This window comes from Novosphingobium sp. fls2-241-R2A-195, from assembly GCF_030209485.1.
Classification (GTDB): domain Bacteria; phylum Pseudomonadota; class Alphaproteobacteria; order Sphingomonadales; family Sphingomonadaceae; genus Novosphingobium; species Novosphingobium resinovorum.
Map to the genome: position 1 here is coordinate 47,845 of NZ_JARVRY010000007.1, position 18,806 is coordinate 66,650.

General features: G+C 65.2%; 23 protein-coding genes and 2 riboswitches. Of the genes, 9 read left to right on the top strand and 14 right to left on the bottom strand.

Annotated elements, in window-relative coordinates; genetic code table 11:
• Positions 1–19: 19 nt before the first annotated feature.
• The 9 genes from gcvH to QRN25_RS07680 all read right to left on the bottom strand — a co-directional run bounded on the left by gcvH (position 20) and on the right by QRN25_RS07680 (position 7,496).
• Positions 20–391, bottom strand: a complete 372-nt coding sequence (gcvH, locus tag QRN25_RS07640; RefSeq protein WP_271183391.1) for a glycine cleavage system protein GcvH — start codon at positions 389–391, stop codon at positions 20–22.
• A gap of 11 nt (positions 392–402) precedes the next feature.
• Positions 403–1,557: a glycine cleavage system aminomethyltransferase GcvT gene (gcvT, locus tag QRN25_RS07645; RefSeq protein ID WP_285018410.1), complete on the bottom strand. Its 1,155-nt coding sequence runs from the start codon at positions 1,555–1,557 to the stop codon at positions 403–405.
• Between the two features lie 36 nt (positions 1,558–1,593).
• Positions 1,594–1,713: riboswitch (glycine riboswitch) on the bottom strand.
• A gap of 1 nt (position 1,714) precedes the next feature.
• Positions 1,715–1,815: riboswitch (glycine riboswitch) on the bottom strand.
• Positions 1,774–2,574 (bottom strand): NAD(P)H-binding protein, encoded by an 801-nt coding sequence (locus QRN25_RS07650; protein WP_350224239.1) that lies wholly within the window; start codon positions 2,572–2,574, stop codon positions 1,774–1,776. Its footprint overlaps the riboswitch before it by 42 nt.
• A 21-nt stretch (positions 2,575–2,595) precedes the next feature.
• On the bottom strand, positions 2,596–3,756 hold the full coding sequence (locus QRN25_RS07655) for a deoxyguanosinetriphosphate triphosphohydrolase (RefSeq protein WP_271183394.1): 1,161 nt from the start codon (positions 3,754–3,756) through the stop codon (positions 2,596–2,598).
• A 46-nt stretch (positions 3,757–3,802) separates the two neighbouring features.
• Positions 3,803–4,120 (bottom strand): hypothetical protein, encoded by a 318-nt coding sequence (locus tag QRN25_RS07660; RefSeq protein WP_285018413.1) that lies wholly within the window; start codon positions 4,118–4,120, stop codon positions 3,803–3,805.
• A 381-nt stretch (positions 4,121–4,501) separates the two neighbouring features.
• A complete protein-coding gene (locus QRN25_RS07665) occupies positions 4,502–5,929 on the bottom strand; it encodes an NAD(P)(+) transhydrogenase (Re/Si-specific) subunit beta (protein WP_285018415.1) in 1,428 nt (475 codons plus the stop codon).
• Entirely contained in the window at positions 5,929–6,213 is a 285-nt protein-coding gene (locus QRN25_RS07670; protein ID WP_271183397.1) for an NAD(P) transhydrogenase subunit alpha part 2, read from the bottom strand. The genes QRN25_RS07665 and QRN25_RS07670 overlap by 1 nt, the downstream gene beginning before the upstream one ends.
• Position 6,214: 1 nt before the next feature.
• Positions 6,215–7,357 (bottom strand): NAD(P) transhydrogenase subunit alpha, encoded by a 1,143-nt coding sequence (locus QRN25_RS07675; RefSeq protein WP_285018416.1) that lies wholly within the window; start codon positions 7,355–7,357, stop codon positions 6,215–6,217.
• Positions 7,358–7,370: 13 nt separating this feature from the next.
• On the bottom strand, positions 7,371–7,496 hold the full coding sequence (locus QRN25_RS07680; RefSeq protein ID WP_081798950.1) for an aa3-type cytochrome c oxidase subunit IV: 126 nt from the start codon (positions 7,494–7,496) through the stop codon (positions 7,371–7,373).
• A 211-nt stretch (positions 7,497–7,707) separates the two neighbouring features.
• Here QRN25_RS07680 and QRN25_RS07685 point away from each other — a divergent pair, with 211 nt between their 5' ends.
• Entirely contained in the window at positions 7,708–9,126 is a 1,419-nt protein-coding gene (locus QRN25_RS07685) for a sigma-54-dependent transcriptional regulator (RefSeq protein WP_285018421.1), read from the top strand.
• A 35-nt stretch (positions 9,127–9,161) separates the two neighbouring features.
• Entirely contained in the window at positions 9,162–9,632 is a 471-nt protein-coding gene (locus QRN25_RS07690) for a nuclear transport factor 2 family protein (RefSeq protein WP_285018422.1), read from the top strand.
• Between the two features lie 80 nt (positions 9,633–9,712).
• Here the strand turns inward: QRN25_RS07690 and QRN25_RS07695 are convergent, their stop codons facing one another.
• From QRN25_RS07695 to QRN25_RS07710, 4 genes are all read right to left on the bottom strand, one after another.
• Complete coding sequence (locus QRN25_RS07695; RefSeq protein ID WP_285018423.1) at positions 9,713–10,069, bottom strand: hypothetical protein; 357 nt, start codon at positions 10,067–10,069, stop codon at positions 9,713–9,715.
• Positions 10,070–10,294: 225 nt separating this feature from the next.
• Positions 10,295–11,410: a dihydropteroate synthase gene (gene folP, locus QRN25_RS07700; protein ID WP_285018425.1), complete on the bottom strand. Its 1,116-nt coding sequence runs from the start codon at positions 11,408–11,410 to the stop codon at positions 10,295–10,297.
• 125 nt (positions 11,411–11,535) lie between these two features.
• Positions 11,536–11,694: a hypothetical protein gene (locus QRN25_RS07705; RefSeq protein WP_285018427.1), complete on the bottom strand. Its 159-nt coding sequence runs from the start codon at positions 11,692–11,694 to the stop codon at positions 11,536–11,538.
• A gap of 37 nt (positions 11,695–11,731) precedes the next feature.
• A complete protein-coding gene (locus QRN25_RS07710; RefSeq protein WP_285018429.1) occupies positions 11,732–12,865 on the bottom strand; it encodes a site-specific DNA-methyltransferase in 1,134 nt (377 codons plus the stop codon).
• A gap of 344 nt (positions 12,866–13,209) precedes the next feature.
• Here QRN25_RS07710 and QRN25_RS07715 point away from each other — a divergent pair, with 344 nt between their 5' ends.
• Positions 13,210–13,368 carry a hypothetical protein gene (locus QRN25_RS07715; RefSeq protein ID WP_155986203.1) on the top strand — a complete coding sequence of 53 codons (159 nt, stop codon included), beginning with the start codon at positions 13,210–13,212 and terminating at the stop codon, positions 13,366–13,368.
• Here QRN25_RS07715 and rnhB read toward each other — a convergent pair.
• Entirely contained in the window at positions 13,365–13,997 is a 633-nt protein-coding gene (rnhB, locus tag QRN25_RS07720) for a ribonuclease HII (RefSeq protein ID WP_285018431.1), read from the bottom strand. The two genes, QRN25_RS07715 and rnhB, sit on opposite strands and share 4 nt — an antisense overlap.
• Before the next feature lie 10 nt (positions 13,998–14,007).
• Between rnhB and QRN25_RS07725 the strand changes: the two genes are divergently transcribed.
• From QRN25_RS07725 to QRN25_RS07750, 6 genes are all read left to right on the top strand, one after another.
• The gene (locus QRN25_RS07725) at positions 14,008–15,183 is read left to right on the top strand and encodes a PQQ-dependent sugar dehydrogenase (protein WP_285018435.1); all 1,176 of its coding nucleotides are present in this window, start codon (positions 14,008–14,010) and stop codon (positions 15,181–15,183) included.
• 39 nt (positions 15,184–15,222) lie between these two features.
• Complete coding sequence (locus tag QRN25_RS07730) at positions 15,223–15,753, top strand: GNAT family N-acetyltransferase (RefSeq protein ID WP_285018438.1); 531 nt, start codon at positions 15,223–15,225, stop codon at positions 15,751–15,753.
• Between the two features lie 70 nt (positions 15,754–15,823).
• Positions 15,824–16,381 carry a DUF1285 domain-containing protein gene (locus QRN25_RS07735; RefSeq protein WP_271183408.1) on the top strand — a complete coding sequence of 186 codons (558 nt, stop codon included), beginning with the start codon at positions 15,824–15,826 and terminating at the stop codon, positions 16,379–16,381.
• Positions 16,378–16,998: a CoA pyrophosphatase gene (locus QRN25_RS07740; RefSeq protein WP_271183409.1), complete on the top strand. Its 621-nt coding sequence runs from the start codon at positions 16,378–16,380 to the stop codon at positions 16,996–16,998. The genes QRN25_RS07735 and QRN25_RS07740 overlap by 4 nt, the downstream gene beginning before the upstream one ends.
• A complete protein-coding gene (locus QRN25_RS07745; protein ID WP_285018441.1) occupies positions 16,991–18,163 on the top strand; it encodes a CCA tRNA nucleotidyltransferase in 1,173 nt (390 codons plus the stop codon). The genes QRN25_RS07740 and QRN25_RS07745 overlap by 8 nt, the downstream gene beginning before the upstream one ends.
• Positions 18,160–18,792, top strand: coding sequence for a retropepsin-like aspartic protease family protein (locus QRN25_RS07750; RefSeq protein WP_271183411.1), 633 nt, complete (start codon positions 18,160–18,162; stop codon positions 18,790–18,792). Before QRN25_RS07745 ends, QRN25_RS07750 begins: the two co-directional genes overlap by 4 nt.
• Positions 18,793–18,806: the final 14 nt, after the last annotated feature.

Below are 18,806 nucleotides of genomic sequence, written 5' to 3' on the forward strand. Positions count from 1 at the left end.
AAGCTCGGGGAGGAATAAATCAGAGGCTGTCGACGTAGCTCTTGTACGCGGCCTCATCCATCAGCGTGCCGAGTTCGGCGGCGTCGGAGAGGGTCACGCGGAACAGCCAGCCGCCGGTTTCGGCTTCGGTGTTCACCAGTTCCGGCTGGTCGGCGAGCGCTTCGTTGACGGCGGCGATCGTGCCGGAAACCGGGGTGTAGACGTCAGACGCGGCCTTCACCGAATCGACCACCGACACGGAATCGCCCTTGCTGACGCTGGCGCCTTCGGCGGGAACTTCGACGAAGGTGATGTCGCCAAGCTGGCCCTGCGCGTAGTCGGTGATGCCGACGGTGCCGAGGTCACCTTCGACTTCGATCCACTCATGGTCTTCGGAGAAATAGCGGGTCATGGGAAAGCTCCTCAGCGGTGATAGCGGTGGGGGACGAAGGGCATCGACACGACCTTGCCGTCGAGCTTCTTGCCCCGCATCTCGATGGTAAGCGCGGTGCCCTCTGCGGTGAGGGCGATATCGACGTAAGCCATGGCGATCGGCTGCTGCAGCGAGGGTGAGAAACCACCCGAAGTCACCACACCAACTTCCTGATTGCCGGAGAAAACCTTGGCGCCCTCACGCGCGGCCATGCGGCCTTCGACGATAAGACCGATGCGCTTGCGCGCGGTGCCCTCGGCGAAGTCCTTCAGCACGCGGTCCGAACCGGGGAAACCGCCTTCGGTGCGGCGGCGCTTGTTGACCGCGAACTTGAGGTCCGCGTCGATGACGCTGGTTTCGGGCGAAAGGTCATGGCCGTAGAGCGGCAGTCCCGCCTCCAGACGCAGGCTGTCGCGCGCGCCGAGACCGATGGGCTTCACTTCCGGCTCGCCGCAAAGCAGGTCGGCGACCATCGCCGCGGATTCGCCCGGAATGGCGATCTCGAAACCGTCCTCGCCGGTGTAGCCCGAACGGCTGATCCAGGCATCGACGCCGCCCAGCTTGAACGCAGCCCCCTTCATGAACTTTAGTTCGGAAAGCGGCGTGTCGCCTTCGACATGACGCTCCAGTGCAGCGAAAGCCTTAGGCCCCTGCAGCGCCAGCAGCGCACTTTCGTCGAGATGGTTGAGCGTCACATCGTCCGGCAGCAGTTCGCGCAGAGTACCGATATCGTCCCACTTGGTCGCGCCATTGACTACGAGATAGAAACCGGTCGCCCAGCGCGTCACCATCAGGTCGTCGAGAATGCCGCCGTCCTCGTCCAGAAGCAGCGAATAGCGCGGCGCGCCGAGCTTCAACGTGCCAAGATCGATGGGAAGTGCGGCTTCCACCGCGGCTTCCACCTCAGCGGTCACACCATGTTCACTGGAGATGTAGACCTGGCCCATATGGCTGACGTCGAACAGGCCCGCACTCTCGCGGGTCCAGAGGTGCTCGGCCATGATGCCCTCGTACTGGACGGGCATCCAGTAGCCGGCGAACTCAACCATACGGCCGCCCTTCTCGCGATGCCATGCATCGAGCGGGAGGGTCAGCGTGACGATCTCTTCGACAAGATCGTCATCGGAAACAGGATATTCGCTCAAGACACGACTCCGCGAGCAGACATGGTACACCAATAAGGTGCCCCCTCTGTCACGGAAACCTGAGAGCTTCCCCCGCGTCATCCCCAATGGGATGGGCCGGGTTACACCGTCGGCGGCCACGACCGGATGGGCGGGGCACTTTCCAGAGGCTCGCTGTCGACGCTGCGCGGTCCTTTTGCCTGAGAGATTCCGGGGCGGTTGCTCCTTCGGCGCCTCTTACCCGACGAATCGGTCCGAGGTCTCTCCCGCGCGTGTCAGCGAGTGAGCTGAGCCTTGGGTGAGAGGCCGGTGTAAGTCAACGCAAGGTTTGGTCAATTCGGGAACTATTCCCCGGCGAGGCCATGTTTTTCCGGAAGCTCGGCCCGCCGCCACTTTCAGCGCATCGTGCTCATGAACATGGCGCCCCTCGGCCTGTTCCCTCACGAAGCCGAGGATCGCCCGCGCCACATCGCGTCCGCGGATGGACCGAAACCGGCGCCACGAACCGTGCAGCACCAGCACATCGACGACCGGCGCGACCATCTGCCAGCCCGCTTCCATCGGCCGGCGCTCGGCACGTTCGCCGCGCAGCAGGCTGGGGCGCAGCACATCGAGCCGCCGGAAGCCGACGCGGCCCAGCGCCTCCTCCGTCTCCCCCTTTACCGAGAGATAGAAATTGCGACTCTCCCGATCCGCCTCGACGGAGGAGACCACGACCATGTGTTCGATTCCGGCCGATCGCGCGGCCTCCGCGGTGAAGCGGACGAGGTCATGGTCTATCGCGCGGAACTGCTCCCGGCTGCCGGCCGCGGCGATGGTCGTTCCCAGCGCACAGACCAGCACGTCGGCCTGCGCCGCGCGGATCAGTTCCGGCCAGTCGATCGGCTCACCGACCAGCATCTCCATGCGCGCGCCGGGTGGCAACGCCGCCTCGCGTCGCCCGACCCCGATGATGCGAACATCCTCGCGCCCCACCGCCTCCGCCATCAAGGCGGAGCCGACCAGCCCGGTCGCCCCGACCAGGCAGATCCGTGTCACCCCCTGCGTCACTTTCAGGCCTTACACATTGCTCAGGCCTTCCGGCGTGCGGCCGTAGATCTCGGCGTGGCGCGCGATGGCGAAGCGATCCGTCATGCCCGCGATGTAGTCGGCGATGTGGCGGCTGCGTGCGGGCTCGTAGCGCGGCATGGTATCGATCCAGCTTTCCTCCATCAGCACCGTCTCCTGCGAATAGGCAGAATAGAGTTCTGCCAGCAGCGCCCGCGCGCGCTTCGCCGTATCGAGCTGTTCGGGGTGATAGTAGAGCTTGTCGTACATGAATCGCTTGAAGGCCCGCTCCCCCTCGGCCATCTCGGGCGAGAAGGCCACCAGCGCCCTGCCCGCGTCGCGGACTTCATCGATGCTGCCGATGCCGACGAGATTCTTCTGCGTCTGCCCGACGAGGTCGTTGACCATGACGCCGATCTGGCTGCGGATCAGTTCGGCAAGCTGGCGGTCGAGCGGTACGCCCGGATAGCGGCGCTCCACCTCGTTCCAGTGATCGACGACGAACGGATGCGCGAGCAGTTCGTCGAGATCGAGGAACCCTGCCCGCAGGCCGTCATCGATATCGTGGTTGTCGTAGGCGATGTCGTCGGACAGCGCGGCAACCTGCGCCTCCAGCGACGCATGCGTACCAAGGTCGAGATTATACGCCGCGTCGAGTTCGGCCAGCGCCCATGTCGGCGAAGCCACCGGACCATTGTGCTTCGCCAAGCCCTCCAGCGTCTCCCAAGTCAGGTTGAGGCCGTCGTGCTCGCAGTACGGACTGTCGAGCCGCATCAGCGTGCGCAGGGTATGGGCGTTATGGTCGAACCCTCCGGCCTTGTGAAGCGCAGCGTCGAGCGCGTCCTCGCCCGCATGGCCGAACGGCGGATGGCCGATGTCATGCGCCAGCGCCAGTGCCTCCGTTAAATCCTCGTCGAGACCGAGGATACGCGCGATGACGCGCGCGATCTGGGCCACTTCGAGGCTGTGGGTCAGGCGTACGCGATAGTGATCGCCGTCGGGCGCGACGAACACCTGCGTCTTGTAGCGCAGGCGACGGAACGCGATCGAATGGATGATCCGGTCGCGGTCGCGCTGGTAAGGGCTGCGTGCCCCCCGGGCGATGCCGTTCTCGATCGAGAATTCGCGCCCGCGCGAACGGGACGGGTCGGAGGCGTAAGGAGCAAGTGTCAAACGGAACTCCGCGAGGAAGGCGACGACAGGACTGTCGCCGCGTGCCCTAGCGGGAGAGGCCGGTGCTGCACAAGAGCAGCGAAGTAGCCGTCACCTTGACCACACGCGGATCGTCGATCCGACGCGCGGCCTCGACCATCCCCTCCGGCGTGTGCGCCGTATGCTGCAGCGCGGTGAGCTTCTGGATTTGCCGAAGCGAGAGCTTGCGCACGAGGCGCTGCCCCATGCACGCGGCCGCCCGGTCGCTCAGGCCCGCCTCGGCGAAGGCAGTATGCACGCGGTACTCGGCGTACCAATGGGCACCGAACCACGTGGCAAGGCACAGGACAGCGATGAAAGCGGCGGTCTTGATGAGGCGGATCATGGGACGGGCATTACACCGGGGACGGCCGTAGAGAAACACTCACCATGCAAGGAAGAAGCAAGGCAGGGCTTTACCACCCCTCACCCCGTATACTGTCGAGGATGTGCCTGCAGGGAAAATATCCTGCACCTGACATGCAGCAGATGAGGTCAGAGATGGGTCGGAAGCGGACGTTGCGCAGTGCCCACCCGTAGCCTATCGGTCCTCCCGCAAGCGGGAGGGCGAACACCGCTTTCCCCGCCCGCTTACGGGAGGGGCAGCGAGACTTACTGAGCCGAAGGCAAAGTTAGTCGCAGCGGGGTGGGCAAAGAGCAACGTACGCCATGGAGCGCTTGCCGCCATTTCCCCGCTCCATCGAATACCCCACCAGCGATCCAGATCTTACTCCGCCAGCGCCTTGTTGATGTCCTCGACCATCTTCTTGGCGTCCGCGAGGAGCATCATGGTCTGGTCCATGTAGAACACGTCGTTGTCGACGCCAGCGTAGCCCTGCCCGCCCATCGAGCGCTTGATGAAGAAGATCGTCTTGGCCTTGTCTACGTCGAACACCGGCATGCCGTAGATTGGCGAGGTCTTGTCGGTCTTTGCCGCCGGGTTCACCACATCGTTGGCGCCGATGATGAAGGCGACGTCGCACTGCGCGAACTCGCCGTTTATGTCCTCAAGCTCGAAGACTTCGTCGTAGGGAACGTTCGCCTCGGCCAGCAGGACGTTCATGTGCCCGGGCATGCGACCGGCGACCGGGTGGATCGCGTACTTCACGCCGACACCATGCTTCTTGAGCTGGTCCGCCATCTCGCGCAGCACGTGCTGGGCCTGCGCCACCGCCATGCCGTAACCGGGGATGATGATGACATTCTCGGCCTCCTTCATGAGGAACGCCGCATCCTCGGCCGAGCCGCGCTTCCATGGGCGTTGCTCCTGCGTCTCACCGCCGCCCGCGCCTGCTTCCGCGCCGAAGCCTCCGGCGATGACCGACAGGAAACTGCGGTTCATCGCCTTGCACATGATGTACGACAGGATCGCGCCCGATGAACCGACCAGAGCGCCGGTCACGATCATCGCGGTGTTGTGCAAGGTGAAGCCCATCGCCGCCGCCGCCCAGCCCGAGTAGCTGTTGAGCATCGAGACGACGACCGGCATGTCGGCGCCGCCGATCGGGATGATGAGCAGGAAGCCGATCGCGAAGGCCAGCCCAACGATGATCCAGAACAGAGGGTTCTCCCCCGGCCCTGCAGCACCGGAGTGCGCGAAAAGCGCCGTCAACACGAGGATCGCGCCCAGGGTACCCAGATTGATGACATGGCGCGCGGGCAACAGGATCGGCGATCCGCTCATGTTGCCGTTGAGCTTGGCGAAGGCGATGACCGACCCGGAGAACGTGATCGCACCGATGGCCACGCCCAGCGCCATTTCCAGCCGGCTGACGGGCATGATGTTGCCATCGGCGCCAAGGATTCCGAACGCCTCGGGATTGAGGAACGCGGCCACTGCCACCAGCACGGCGGCGAGCCCGACTAGCGAGTGAAACGCGGCCACCAGTTGCGGCATCGCGGTCATCTGGATTCGGCGCGCCATGACGAAGCCGACACCGCCGCCGATCGCTATGGCGACGAGGATTTCGGGCAAGCTGGCGATCTCGTGCGTGACCAGCGTTGTCGCGACGGCGATGCCCATGCCGAGCATCCCGTAGCGGTTGCCCCTGCGGCTCGTAGCCGGCGAAGACAGCCCCCGCAACGCGAGGATGAAACAGACCCCGGCGATCAGGTATGCGACCGCGACCCATGGACTGACGGAGTGCGCCTCCATCACTTGCGGTCCTTCTTCTTGTACATGGCCAGCATGCGTTCGGTCACCGCAAAGCCGCCGAAGATGTTGACGCTGGCCAGCACGACCGCACCCAGCCCCAGCCATTTCCCGACCGGCGATCCCGAAGCCGCGCTCGCCACCAGCGCGCCGACCACGATCACCGAAGAGATCGCGTTGGTCACCGCCATCAGCGGCGTATGCAGCGCTGGCGTCACCGACCACACGACATAGTAGCCCACGAAACAGGCGAGTACGAAGATCGAGAGGATCGAGACGAAATCCATGCTAGCCGCCCTGTTCCTGCAACCTCGGATGCACCACCTGCCCGCCGCGTGTCAGGCGAATGGCCTCGCCGATCTCCTCGTCCAGCACAGGACCACCCTGTTCCTTGTGCCAGAAGGCCGAGACGAAGTTGAACAGGTTGCGCGCATAGAGTGCCGAAGCATCGGCCGGGAGATGCGCGGGCGTGTTTGAATAGCCGATGATCCTGACTCCGTGGCGCTCGACCACCTGGTCCGGCACAGTCCCCTCGACATTGCCGCCCTGCGGCGCGGCAAGGTCGAAGATCACGCTGCCCGGCTTCATCGAGGCGATCTGCGCGTCGGTCACGAGGCGCGGTGCCGCGCGGCCCGGAATCAGTGCAGTAGTTATGACGATGTCCTGTTTGGCGATGTGCGCGGAGACCAGTTCCGCCTGCGCGCGCTGGTATTCCTCGCTCATTTCGCCTGCGTAGCCGCCCGAGCCCTCACCCTCGATCCCGGCTACGCTCTCGACGAAGATCGGCTTGGCGCCAAGTGACTGGATCTGTTCTTTGGTGGCCGATCGCACGTCCGTTGCGGAAACCTGTGCGCCCAGCCTGCGCGCGGTGGCGATGGCCTGTAGGCCCGCGACACCGACACCCATGACGAAGCACTTGGCCGCACTAACCGTGCCTGCCGCGGTCATCATCATCGGGAAGGCGCGGCCATAGGCACCCGCCGCCACCAGCACCGCCTTGTAGCCGGCAAGGTTGGACTGGCTGGAAAGCACGTCCATCGACTGCGCGCGGGTGATGCGCGGCATGAACTCCATAGCCAACGCCTCCAATCCGGCGGCGGCATAGCCATCCACGTGGGCACGCTGACCGAACGGATCGATAATCGCGACGACCCACGCCCCGGAAGCCACGCCGCCCAGCAGCGCGGGATCAGGCCCCTGCACCGCGAAGACGATCTGCGCATTCGCCAGAACTGCGTCCAGGGGACCGACTTCGGCCCCGGCAGCGCGATAATCCTCGTCGGAGATGCTGGCGGACAGTCCGGCCCCGCTCTCCACTGCCAGCACGGCACCGAGAGCGGAGAGCTTGCGAACCGTCTCGGGCGTGGCGGCAACGCGCGTTTCACCCGGCGCCCGTTCGGCGAGGACCGCGATGCGGCGCTGGAGCGTCAAGCAGCCGCCCCGCTCAGGAGGCGATCAGACCGACGACCAAGGCCGCAATGACGATAATGACCCCGGTGCTCCAGGTCGCAGCCTTGATGAAGCCGTTGTAGGTCTCGGTCGCGGCCTTGATGTCGTTACCCGAAGCCATTGTCTCTTTTCCCCAAAACTGTTTGCTTTCTCGCGGACACTAACCGGGCCGGGCTTGCCGCTCAAGGGCGAAGAAGGTCCATCACGGCATCACTAACCGATCATGAAGGTCCGGTTCCGCGCGATCCAATCGCAGCCTTAATCCGCTCTTTACCGGTTTGCCGTAGGTTCAAGTTCCAGAAAGCCAAGAGGCGACACGAAGCGACGACACCATGGCGGACCTTGACCAGCGCCTCCTCATGCTCATCGACGATGAGCCGGCCCAGAGCCGCCTGATCTCCGCGCTCGCCTCGCGCGAGGGGTGGCGGACCCTGATCGTGCGCGATGCCGAGACGGCGATCGCCACGCTCGGCACCCGGCAGGGCATGCAGCTTTCGGCGATCATCCTCGACCAGTGGGTGCCCGGCGACGACGCCTGCGCGCTGATTTCCGAGCTTAAGGCCCGCCGCCCGGCACTGCCGATCCTGATGCTGACCGCCAGCACGTCGCCGCTGCTCGCGGTGGAGGCGATGCGCGCCGGGGCGACCGATTACCTCGTCAAGCCAGTCGCGCCCGACCGGTTGATGCACGCCCTGCGCTCTGCGACGACGCGCGAGGCACCGCGCGACGAGCTTGCACCGCTGACCGAGAAGATGCCGTCCAACCCCGATTTCGAATCGATGATCGGCGCGGCGCCCAACTTCCGCAAGGCGCTGGCCGTCGCCGCCAAGGCCGCGCGCGGCCATTCTCCGGTGCTGATCGAGGGCGAGAGCGGATCGGGCAAGGAAATGCTGATCCGCGCGATGCACGCCGCCTCGCCGCGCTCGCGCATGCCGCTGCGGATCATCAATATCGGCGGCGTACCTGCCAACTCCATCGAGTCGGTCCTGTTCGGCCATGAAAAGGGCGCCTTCCCCGGCGCGTTCGACCGCCAGATCGGTGCGCTCCAGCATTGCGACGGCGCCACCCTCGCCCTCGACGAGATCGACCGGCTGCCCGAATCGGTACAGGAACGCCTGCTCGAAGCGGTGAAGAAGGGCGACTGTCGCCCGATCGGTGCCCGCCACTCGTTCCGCGTCGATGTCCGCCTGATTGCCGCGAGCAACCTCCCGTTGGCGGACCTTTCCGACCAGGGCCACTTCATGCCCGAACTGCTGACGGCCCTGTCGCCCACCAAAGTGCTGCTGCCACCCCTGCGTGAGCGTACGGGCGATATTCCCGCGCTCACCCGCTTCTTCCTCGCCCGGATAGGCGAGCAGCCGGGGCTTCGCGAACTGGGCATCGCCGACGGCGCGCTCTCGTTGCTCGCCGCCTACGGCTGGCCGGGCAACGTGCGTCAGTTGCAGGCAGTACTGTTCCGCGCAGCCGTGTTTTGCGACGGTGATGCGCTGACGTCGGAAGATTTTCCGCAACTTCTCAACATATTGGGCACAGGTTTGTCCACAGCCCCGCAGATGCCGGAGAGCGCCGGCGTTATGCTCTATACCGCCGACGGGAACCTGCGACCGCTGGACGAGATCGAGGCCGACGTCATCCGCCTTGCCATCGGTCTCTACCGTGGCCGCATGACCGAAGTAGCCCGTCGCCTCGGCATCGGGCGCTCCACCCTCTACCGCAAGCTGTCTGAGCTGGGCATCGACAACGCCGCCTGACCCGCCCAGACTTCCCGCACAGGAAAGTGGGAGAGATGGACGTGGATACTATGGAACGCCTCGCCGCGATCGAGGCGATCAGGCAAGTGAAGGCCCGGTATTTTCGCGGCGTGGACGATCGCAATTCTGCGCTCGTCCGCTCGATCCTGGCAGAAGACTGCATGCTCGACTATCGCGGGTGCTGCACCGACCCGGTCAGCGGCATCGACCACTTGCCCGCGATGAACAAGGTAATGGAAAGCCGCTCCAGCTGGCCCGATGCGCCGGCATCAGCCGGACCGGCCATGGTGACCGTCCATCAGGGCCACGACCCCGACATCACGATTGAAAGCGAGACCGCCGCTAGCGGCATATGGGCCTTTACCGATCGCCTGTTCCTGCCGCCGGGAGGCCCTTTTGCACAGTTGACCGGCTGGGGACGCTACCACGAAACTTACGTGCGGGACGACGAGGGCTGGAAGCTGCGCACCACCCGCATCGAACGGCTGCGGGTGGAAGTCGCCTGACGAGATCGACGGATACGAGAACCGGGGCCGCGCCGGACGCGCGGCCCCGATTGATAGTCCGGGGGAATTGTCGGAAGAACTCAGAGGCCCTCGATCATGACCGACGGGATGCGATAGCCGCGCTTCGCCATTGCCTTGGCATAGGTGCCGCGTTCATGGCGCAGTTCGCTGCCATACTCCTCCCAGGCGTCGCGCTGGTCCTCGATGTCGCTGGCTTTACGCAAATCGGTGGCGAGTTCCTTCTGGGTCTCGTTCACGTTGGCGCGGTAGTTGAACCAGTGCTTGCCCTCGATACCGCCGATGGGAGACTGGATGATCCGGTTCTCCTCGACGCGGGCGACGCGCTCCTCGTACATTGCAGGCACAACAGCCATGGCAGAAACAGGAACGATGGCGAGCGCCACGGCAGCGGCGCGAATGATGGTGGTCTGCTTCATGGGTGAATCCCCTTTGTCGCTTTCCATGCGCGAGGCGGAATTGCCTCACGCTCGATGGGACAAACGGGCCGAAGCGCGATTGGCCTCCGGAGAAGGGACGAAATGGGCCTGCGGCGCGACGTTTTGCAGTGCAGCAGCCCGTTGTGATGCCCCGGTCACATAACTTTCGGACGCTGTTAATCTGGCGGAAATCTGAGGTTCATCCGACCTGCAGAAATTGCGGGCTCAGATTGGCAACTGCGAGAAGTCCGTCAGCGCCGCGTCTCGCAGGCCCCGCCAAACGCGCACCGCCTGCACCGTGTCGGACACGTCGTGGACACGCAGGAAATGCGCGCCGGCATCCATCGCCTTCACCGCCAGCGCCACCGAGCCGCCAAGCCGCTGATGCGCCGGAGCCTCGTTGGATAGCGCTCCGATCATGCGCTTGCGGCTCACCCCCACCAGCAACGGCTGGCCGAGCGCGTGGAACAGCGGCAGCGCATTGAACAACGCCAGGTTCTGCGCCAGCGAGAGCCCGAATCCGAAGCCGGGGTCGAGGATAATCCGCTCGCGCGCGATACCCGCGGCAAGGCAGGCATCGCGCCGCGCCTCAAGCCAGTCGAAAACGTCGAGCACCACGTCGTCGAAATCGGCGCTCGAGTGCAGGTCGTCGGCCTTGCCCGGTGCATGCATCAGCACAACCGGCGCGCCGGACCCAGCCGCCAGTTCCAGGCTGCGCGGATCGTAGCGCAGCGCCGAAACGTCGTTGATGATGTGGGCGCCCGCCGCCAGCGTCGCTTCCATCACGGCGGGGCGGCGGGTATCGACGCTGATCGCCGCGCCCATCGCGGCAAGCCGCTCGACCATCGGCACGACGCGCTTGAGTTCGTCACCCTCCCACACCGCCGCCGCGCCGGGGCGGGTGGACTCGCCGCCGAGGTCGATGATCGCTGCGCCCGCCTCCAGCATAGCCGCAGCGTGGGCTGCAGCGATTTCGAGATCGTCGAGGAACTTGCCGCCGTCGGAAAAGCTGTCGGGCGTCATGTTGAGGATGCCCATGACTTGCGGCTGCTCGAACCGGATCGTCCGCGCGCCGCACTGGATCGGCGCATGGACCTTGCGCAGACCGGCCCACTGCGTCTCGGCCATGGCGCCGAGATCGGCGGGGAGCGCCGCCAGCACGGTGGGCATCTGCGCGGCGGAGACGCGCTCACGCGAGACCACCTTGCCGTCTTCTTCCCGCACGATCAGCGCGAAGCGGCTGGCCCAGACCATCGCTCCGCCCAGACGAACGGCCTCGCCCTCCTCGCTCTGCGGGCTGTCGGCGAGGGCGATCGGGCGGATATAGAGCTTGCGGGTCATGACCGCGCCTTAGCGCGGGTCACGACGATAAGGAACCAACTCAGTTCCCGAGTTCGAGGCGCCGTTCCAAACGCTCGACACGCGCTTTCAAGGCGTCGAGTGCGTGCCGGTCCTCGATCTGCCCCTCATAAGCCATGAGCGCTATCACCGCCGATACGCGCAATCATCGATCCCAGCGAACCGAGACGTGTCATGATCTCCCGGTCGCGCTCACGCGCGACCGATTGTTCGGCCTGAATTTTCTTCAGCGGCTCGAGTAGCAGATTTTCGACGTTCTCGGTCATACTGGGTAGATGGCATCAACCCAGGCGCTGCACCACCTCACGGCTCCGTCGCGAGCAGGTACAGCTGGCGGATCGCGTCGATCGGCTTGATCTGGCCTTCGTGCTCCAGGTGCCAATACGTCCAGCCGTTGCACGAGGGCGCGCCCTGCAGGTCCTTGCCGACACCGTGGATCGAACCGTTGAGGTCGCCCGACACCAGCGAGCCGTCCGCACGCACCGATGCAACGTGGCGACGCTTCTTGTCGAACAGCTCCGTGCCCGGCTGTATCCAGCCGGTCTCGATCAGCGTGCCGAACGCCACCTTGGGCGCGGTGCGTTTGGATTGCATGGTCTTGAGCGCGCTCTCGTCGAGCGGCAGCGCCATCTCGATGCGCTCCAGCGCGGCTTCGCGGTAGTCGCTCTCGCGCTCGCAGCCGATCCACTCGCGGCCGAGGCGCTTGGCGACGGCGCCCGTGGTGCCGGTGCCGAAGAAAGGGTCGAGCACGACGTCGCCCTTGTTGGTCGTCGCCAGCATCACACGGTAGAGCAGCGCTTCCGGCTTCTGGGTCGGATGGACCTTGCGGCCGCCCTTCTTCAGACGCTCGGCGCCGTTGCAGATCGGCAGCACCCAGTCGGAGCGCATCTGCAGTTCGTCATTGAGCGTCTTCATCGCGCGGTAGTTGAAGGTGTACTTCGACTTCTCGCCCATGCTCGCCCAGATCAGCGTCTCGTGCGCATTGGTGAAGCGGGTGCCCTTGAAGTTGGGCATCGGGTTCGCCTTGCGCCACACGATGTCGTTGAGGATCCAGAACCCCATGTCCTGCATGATCGCACCGAGGCGGAAGATGTTGTGATACGACCCGATCACCCACAACGAACCCTCGGGCTTGAGCACGCGGCGCGCCTCGGTCAGCCAGTCGCGGGTGAACTGGTCATAGGTCGCGAAGCTGGAAAACTTGTCCCAGTCGTTCGTCACCGCGTCGACGTGGCTGCCGTCCGGGCGTGCGAGGTCGCCGCCGAGCTGCAGGTTGTACGGCGGATCGGCGAAGACCATGTCCACCGAAGCGTCGGGAATGGTACGCATCGCCTCGATGCAGTCCCCGGTCAGGATGCGGCCGAGCGGAAGCAGCTCCTTCGGGGTGGGCGCAGGCGCCCGTGCCCGAATGCGTTCCTTGACCAAGATCTGACCCATGACTGCTCCGATGAGATAAACTGTGGATATGACCCCCTAAGTGATTCATCCGAGACTCGCCGTCAAGCCGCGACTCGTGGTGAATCCTTGTGATTCACGTGTTCAGCCAAGCGGAACAAAACGAATCCAGCACTACATCTTGAGTCGCCCCGAATCGCCATGACTCAAGATGTAGTGGGTGTGACTGACGCGACTCGTGGATAACTTTTTGTCACACCCCGGAATTGATAATGCAGTTTTATGCAACACCCATCCGATACGTTGCATTTGCAGCAATCGGCCGTGAAGCCCAAATGACCCTCGATGCTGCAGCGCAGCAAGCACATATCCATAAAGGTCGTCAGATGTTTTCGCTTATCTCACTCTACTTCTCGTATCGCCGCGACGTGCTCCTTGCCGAGCGCTACGTCGCTGGTCTGGCCGAGAAGCCCGCGCAGGACGCTGCCGTTCCGGAAGCCAGGATCGAGGCACCGAAGTCCGAAGACCTCGCGCTCGCAGCCTAAAGCAGCGTGAGTTGAGCCACTGGCGCGAAGCTGCGCCGGTGATGCGGGGTGGGCCCATGCTCTCGCAGTGCAGCAAGATGCTGCGGCGTGCCGTAACCGGCATTGCGCTCCCACCCGTAATGCGGATGCACCAGCGCAAGATCGCGCATCAGGCGGTCCCGGTGCTCCTTGGCGATGATCGATGCCGCCGAGATACAAGGCTCGATCGCATCCCCGCCGACGATCGCGCGGGCATTCCAGCGCCATTCCTCGCGGCGACCATGCGGCGTCATGTTGCCGTCCACCAGCACCTCGTGCGGCTCCTCGCCGAGCGTAGCACATAGCGCCGCCACCGCGCGCGTCATCGCCAGCATCGTCGCGCCGAAGATGTTGAGGCGATCGATATCCTCCACATCGACCACACCGACCGCCCAGCGGCACCGGCGCTTGATGGTTGCCTCCAGTTCGGAGCGACGCATCGCGGAAAGCTTCTTGGAATCGTCCAGACCGGAGGGACGCGGCTTGCACAGCACGACCGCGCCTGCGACAACCGGCCCTGCAAGCGGGCCGCGACCGGCCTCGTCGACACCTATCACGTAACGTTTCGTTGCCGAAGGCACGCTCGGGGAACTCGTGAAAGGTGCAAGCATTGGGCTCGGCATGTTCGCAAGACGTCTCCTTTTCGCCCTATCGCCGCTGGCGCTGACACTCGCAAGCTGCAGCAATGCCGCCACCGGGGAAAATGCGCCGGAGGCCGAGGCAGCGGCGCCGTTCAGGATCGAAACCATCGCTCAGTTCGACGAACCCTGGGCGATGGCTTTCGACGAAGGCAGCGGAACGCTCGTCGTCACCGAGAAGAAAGGCACGATCCGCATCCGCACGCCGGACGGCCGGATCGGCGAGGTCAGCGGCATGCCCAAGGTCGACTACGGCGGCCAAGGCGGCCTCGGCGACTTCATCTTCGCTCCGGGCCAGGCGGGAACCGCGCTCGACCGACGCGTGGTCTATCTCAGCTGGGCAGAGTCCGGATCGGGCGACACGCGCGGCGCGGCGGTTGGCAAGGCGAACCTCGTCTGCAGCACACCTACGCAGTGCGCGCTGGAAAACCTCGCGGTGATCTGGCGCCAGACGCCCAAGGTGCCCGGAACCGGGCATTATTCGCACCGATTGCGCTTCTCGCCCGACGGCAAGTACCTTTTCGTCGCCTCGGGTGAGCGGCAGAAATTCACGCCTGCGCAGGATCTCGGCACCAATCTCGGCAAGGTCGTACGACTGCTGCCGGACGGCACCCCTGCCCCCGGCAATCCCTGGGCGGACAAGCCTGCGCCGACCAACCAGATCTGGTCCTACGGTCATCGCAACATCCTGGGCCTCGCTTTCGACGCGAAAGGTCAGCTCTGGGATCTCGAACATGGCCCGGCAGGCGGTGACGAACTGAACCTCGTCAAGCCGGGCGCCAATTACGGCTGGCCGCTGGTTTCGGATGGCGACCATTATGACGGCCGCCCGATCCCGCGCCATTCCACCCGTCCCGATCTCGCGAAGCCGGCCATCAGTTGGAACCCCGTCATCGCGCCGGGCGACTTCATCTTCTACAGCGGCGATCTTTTCCCCGCGTGGAAGGATCAGGCGATCATCGCTGGCCTTGCAGCGGGCGTGGTCCGCGTATCAATCAACGGCGACAACGCCACCGAGGAGGCCCGCTACCCCATGGACAACCGCATTCGCGAAGTGCGGCAGGGACCGGACGACGCGATCTGGCTCCTGGAGGACGGCGAAGGGCCGGAAAGCGGCCACCTGCTTCGCCTCACTCCCGCGTCCGGAAATGCAAATTGAATCGACAAATCGGCGCGCCACTCCTATCGCGCGCGCGCCATGACAGAGATCCAGTCCGAAGCCGCCACGATCATTCCCCTCGACAACGTCGATCCCGTACTCGTCGAGGACCTGCTTGATGCGGCCTTCGAGCCAGCGCGCCACAAGCGCACCGCCTACAAGATCCGCGAAGGTACGGACTGGCTGCCTGCTCTCAGTTTCGCCGCACTCGATGCCAATGAGATGCTGGTCGGGACGATCCAGTGTTGGCCGGTCGCGCTCAATACGCCGGAGGGTCGCCCTTTCCCTATGATCATGGTCGGTCCGGTCGCCGTAATGCCCGGTCATCAGGGCATGGGCTATGGGCAGGCGTTGATGTCGACCAGCATGGCCAGCATCGACGACCGCGCGCCGCTGCCACAGGTCATGATCGGCGATCCCGAGTATTACGGCCGCTTCTGGGGCTTTTCCAACGAGGGCACCGAGGGCTGGGATCTGCCCGGCCCGTTCGAGCGCCGCCGTCTGCTGTTACGTTGCGCCAACATCGCGGTACTTCCGGAGCGCGGCATGCTGGGGCCGTGGCTGCGCTGAAGCACCGCTTGCCGCACCGCTAACCACACTGGACCTTGGCGCGCGAGACCCTATCTGGCATCGCGAGACGATGCCTTACGAACCGCCCCCCGAACTTGCTGCGCTGAGCCTCGACCAAGTGGCCGGGCTTGTCGCCGCGCGCAAACTTCCACCGGTCGATCAGTGGTCGATTGCCGAGACTGGCGCCGAAACCGGCGACAGCGAGATGCGCATCGCCGCCGATGGGCGCTGGTTCCATCAGGATGGCGAGATCCGCCGCCCGGCCATGGTGCGCGCCTTCGCTTCGCTGCTGACTTCCGATGAAGAAGGGCGGCACTGGCTGGTCACGCCCGCCCAGAAACTCTCGATCGCGGTCGAGGATGCAGCATTCATCGCCGTCGACGTCAAGCGTGATGCCGACACTCTCGTCTTCCGGCTCAATACCGACGATCTGGTCATGGCCGGGCCCGAGCATCCGGTCACCGTCGAAGGCAATGCCGAGACGCCGGCTATCTACGTCGCCGTCCGTCACGGCACCCGCGCCCGCCTCAACCGCAGCACTTACGCGCAACTGATCGAGATCGCCCTGGAAAGCGACGATCTTTCCGTGACCAGCCAGGGCGCCCGCTTCTCGCTGGTTCCCGCATGAGCTCACTCTTCGACCAGGTTTCGCGCCGCCTGAAGGCGGGTCACGCCGCCACGCCGCCGCGTCTGTGGAGCGATCCGCGCATCCACGACATTGCCAGCTTCAAGCCTGCAGCCGTGCTCGTCGCCATCACCGAGCGCGAGCGCCCCGGCATGCTATTGCTGCACCGTCCGTCCACCATGCGCGCACACCCCGGCCAGATCGCCTTTCCCGGCGGCCGCCTCGACCCAGGCGAGGACGCGGTCGAAGCAGCCCTGCGCGAAGCGAACGAGGAACTCGGCATCCGCATGGGCGACGTGCGCGTCATCGGCACCAGCGACGTCTACCGCACCGGCAGCGGGTACGAGATCACGCCCGTCGTCGGCATCGTTCCGCCAGACCTCGAAATCCGGCCCAATCCCGCCGAAGTGGCACAGTGGTTCGAAGTGCCAGTCGACTTCGTGCTCGACCCCGCCAACCAGGCTACCCGCAACATCGAGTTTGAAGGCCGACGCCACAGCTTCATCGAGATCGTCTGGAACGACTGCCGCCAGGACCACGTCATCTGGGGCGTCACCGGCGCGATCCTCCACAACCTTGCCGGTCGCCTGAACTGGCTCGAAAGACAATCGAATGCCTGAGATTCTAAATGCGCCCTGGATGCACCGCGAAGACCTCGCCGGGCTCGTCGCCGTGCTGGGAGAAGGCAATGCCCGCTATGTCGGCGGAGCCGTGCGCGATACATTGCTGGGTCTGTCGGTCAAGGACGTCGACATGGCGACGGTGCTCTTGCCCGAAGCGGTGATCGAGCGGCTGAATACCGCCGGCATCCGCAACGTCCCCACCGGTATCGAGCACGGCACCGTCACTGCCGTTCTTCCCCTCGGCCCGGTGGAGATCACCACCTTGCGCCACGACGTCTCCACCGACGGACGCCGCGCGACGGTCGCCTTCGCGCAGGACTGGCGCGAGGATGCGGCACGGCGCGACTTCACGATCAATGCGCTCTACGCCGATCCGCGCAGCGGCGAGGTCCACGACTGGTTCGACGGCCTCACCGACCTATCGATCCGCCGCGTCCGCTTCATCGGCGACGCGCGCGAGCGCATCCGCGAGGATCACTTACGCATCTTGCGCTATTTCCGCTTTCAGGCTCGCTTCGGCTCCACGCCCGCCGATGCCGAGGCGGAAGCCGCCTGTTCGGAACTGGCCGCGACGCTCAAGGGCCTCTCGCGCGAGCGGGTCGGCATGGAGACGATGAACCTGCTCGGCCTCCCCGACCCGGCGCCGACCGTGCAGCGGATGTACGAACTCGGCGTGCTTCAGGTCATCCTGCCCGAAGCCGATCCTGAAGCCCTTGCCGCGCTTGTCGCGGTCGAGCGGGCGCAAGGCAACGCACCCGAGGCGATCCGTCGGCTGGCGGCGCTACTGCCCGCGCAACCGGCATTGGCCGAACATGTCGCCGCGCGCTTTCGCCTCTCCGCAGCGCAGAAGAAGCGCCTTTCGCTTGCCGCCGCGCGCGAAGCATCACCTTCTGAACCGCGTGCTCTCGCCTACCGCCTGGGCCGCGAGGCAGCGCTCGATCGATTGCTGATCGCCGGGGCGGACGTATCCCCGCTCACGGGTTGGGACGTGCCGACGATGCCGCTCAAGGGCGGCCAGATCGTCGCGCGCGGGGTAGGCGCGGGGCCTGACGTGGCGCGCATCCTGCGCCGGGTCGAGGATCGCTGGATCGCCGAGGGCTTCCCCGAGGGTGAGCGCGTCGATGCGCTGCTCGACCAAGTCCTGGCGGAACCGCGAGCGTGAACCTTCCTGATCTCGTTAGCTTCCTGATCGGGCAGCCGCTGCTTTCGTTGACGATCGCGGCGATCCTGCTGGCAGTGGCAGCCGGGATGGTCGCTGCGGGTAATCCCCGCCTCGGGCACGTGATGCGCAACTGCGCTTATCTCGGCCTGATCGCCGCCCTGCTGCTGACCGTGGCCGAACTGGCCGGACACAACGGGCGGTCGGAGGCGGCGCTCTGGCTGGACGCCACCCGCCCGGCCGAGATCGTGGGCAAAGAAACCGTCATCGCCATGCGCGCGGACGGGCATTTCTGGGTCGAGGCGCAACTGAACGGCGAGCCGGTCGAATTCCTGATCGACACCGGCGCGACTTACACCGGCATCTCGCAGCGCGTGGCCGATCGGGTCGGTATCCAGCCCGATCCCGAGGATCGTGGCATGATACTCGAAACCGCCAACGGCTCGATCGTCGCGCGGCGGGGTACGGCCGACGTCCTGCGTTTCGGCGGCATCGAAGCGAACGCCCTGACGGTTGCCATCGGCCCCGACACCGAAGTCGACACCAACGTCATCGGCATGAATCTGCTGTCGCAGCTGGCCGCGTGGCGGGTTGAGGGTCGGCGGCTCATCCTGACGCCAAAACCCAAGTGACAGTCAGCGTCGCG

Bases quoted from the DNA above. Each gene is read 5' to 3' on its own strand.
- gcvH (WP_271183391.1), bottom strand. From the start codon at position 391: ATGACCCGCTATTTCTCCGAAGACCATGAGTGGATCGAAGTCGAAGGT.
- QRN25_RS07660 (WP_285018413.1), bottom strand. From the start codon at position 4,120: ATGATCCGCCTCATCAAGACCGCCGCTTTCATCGCTGTCCTGTGCCTT.
- QRN25_RS07665 (WP_285018415.1), bottom strand. From the start codon at position 5,929: ATGGAGGCGCACTCCGTCAGTCCATGGGTCGCGGTCGCATACCTGATC.
- QRN25_RS07670 (WP_271183397.1), bottom strand. From the start codon at position 6,213: ATGGATTTCGTCTCGATCCTCTCGATCTTCGTACTCGCCTGTTTCGTG.
- QRN25_RS07680 (WP_081798950.1), bottom strand. From the start codon at position 7,496: ATGGCTTCGGGTAACGACATCAAGGCCGCGACCGAGACCTACAACGGC.
- QRN25_RS07685 (WP_285018421.1), top strand. From the start codon at position 7,708: ATGGCGGACCTTGACCAGCGCCTCCTCATGCTCATCGACGATGAGCCG.
- QRN25_RS07690 (WP_285018422.1), top strand. From the start codon at position 9,162: ATGGACGTGGATACTATGGAACGCCTCGCCGCGATCGAGGCGATCAGG.
- QRN25_RS07695 (WP_285018423.1), bottom strand. From the start codon at position 10,069: ATGAAGCAGACCACCATCATTCGCGCCGCTGCCGTGGCGCTCGCCATC.
- folP (WP_285018425.1), bottom strand. From the start codon at position 11,410: ATGACCCGCAAGCTCTATATCCGCCCGATCGCCCTCGCCGACAGCCCG.
- QRN25_RS07705 (WP_285018427.1), bottom strand. From the start codon at position 11,694: ATGACCGAGAACGTCGAAAATCTGCTACTCGAGCCGCTGAAGAAAATT.
- QRN25_RS07710 (WP_285018429.1), bottom strand. From the start codon at position 12,865: ATGGGTCAGATCTTGGTCAAGGAACGCATTCGGGCACGGGCGCCTGCG.
- QRN25_RS07715 (WP_155986203.1), top strand. From the start codon at position 13,210: ATGTTTTCGCTTATCTCACTCTACTTCTCGTATCGCCGCGACGTGCTC.
- rnhB (WP_285018431.1), bottom strand. From the start codon at position 13,997: ATGCTTGCACCTTTCACGAGTTCCCCGAGCGTGCCTTCGGCAACGAAA.
- QRN25_RS07725 (WP_285018435.1), top strand. From the start codon at position 14,008: ATGTTCGCAAGACGTCTCCTTTTCGCCCTATCGCCGCTGGCGCTGACA.
- QRN25_RS07730 (WP_285018438.1), top strand. From the start codon at position 15,223: ATGACAGAGATCCAGTCCGAAGCCGCCACGATCATTCCCCTCGACAAC.
- QRN25_RS07735 (WP_271183408.1), top strand. From the start codon at position 15,824: ATGCCTTACGAACCGCCCCCCGAACTTGCTGCGCTGAGCCTCGACCAA.
- QRN25_RS07740 (WP_271183409.1), top strand. From the start codon at position 16,378: ATGAGCTCACTCTTCGACCAGGTTTCGCGCCGCCTGAAGGCGGGTCAC.
- QRN25_RS07745 (WP_285018441.1), top strand. From the start codon at position 16,991: ATGCCTGAGATTCTAAATGCGCCCTGGATGCACCGCGAAGACCTCGCC.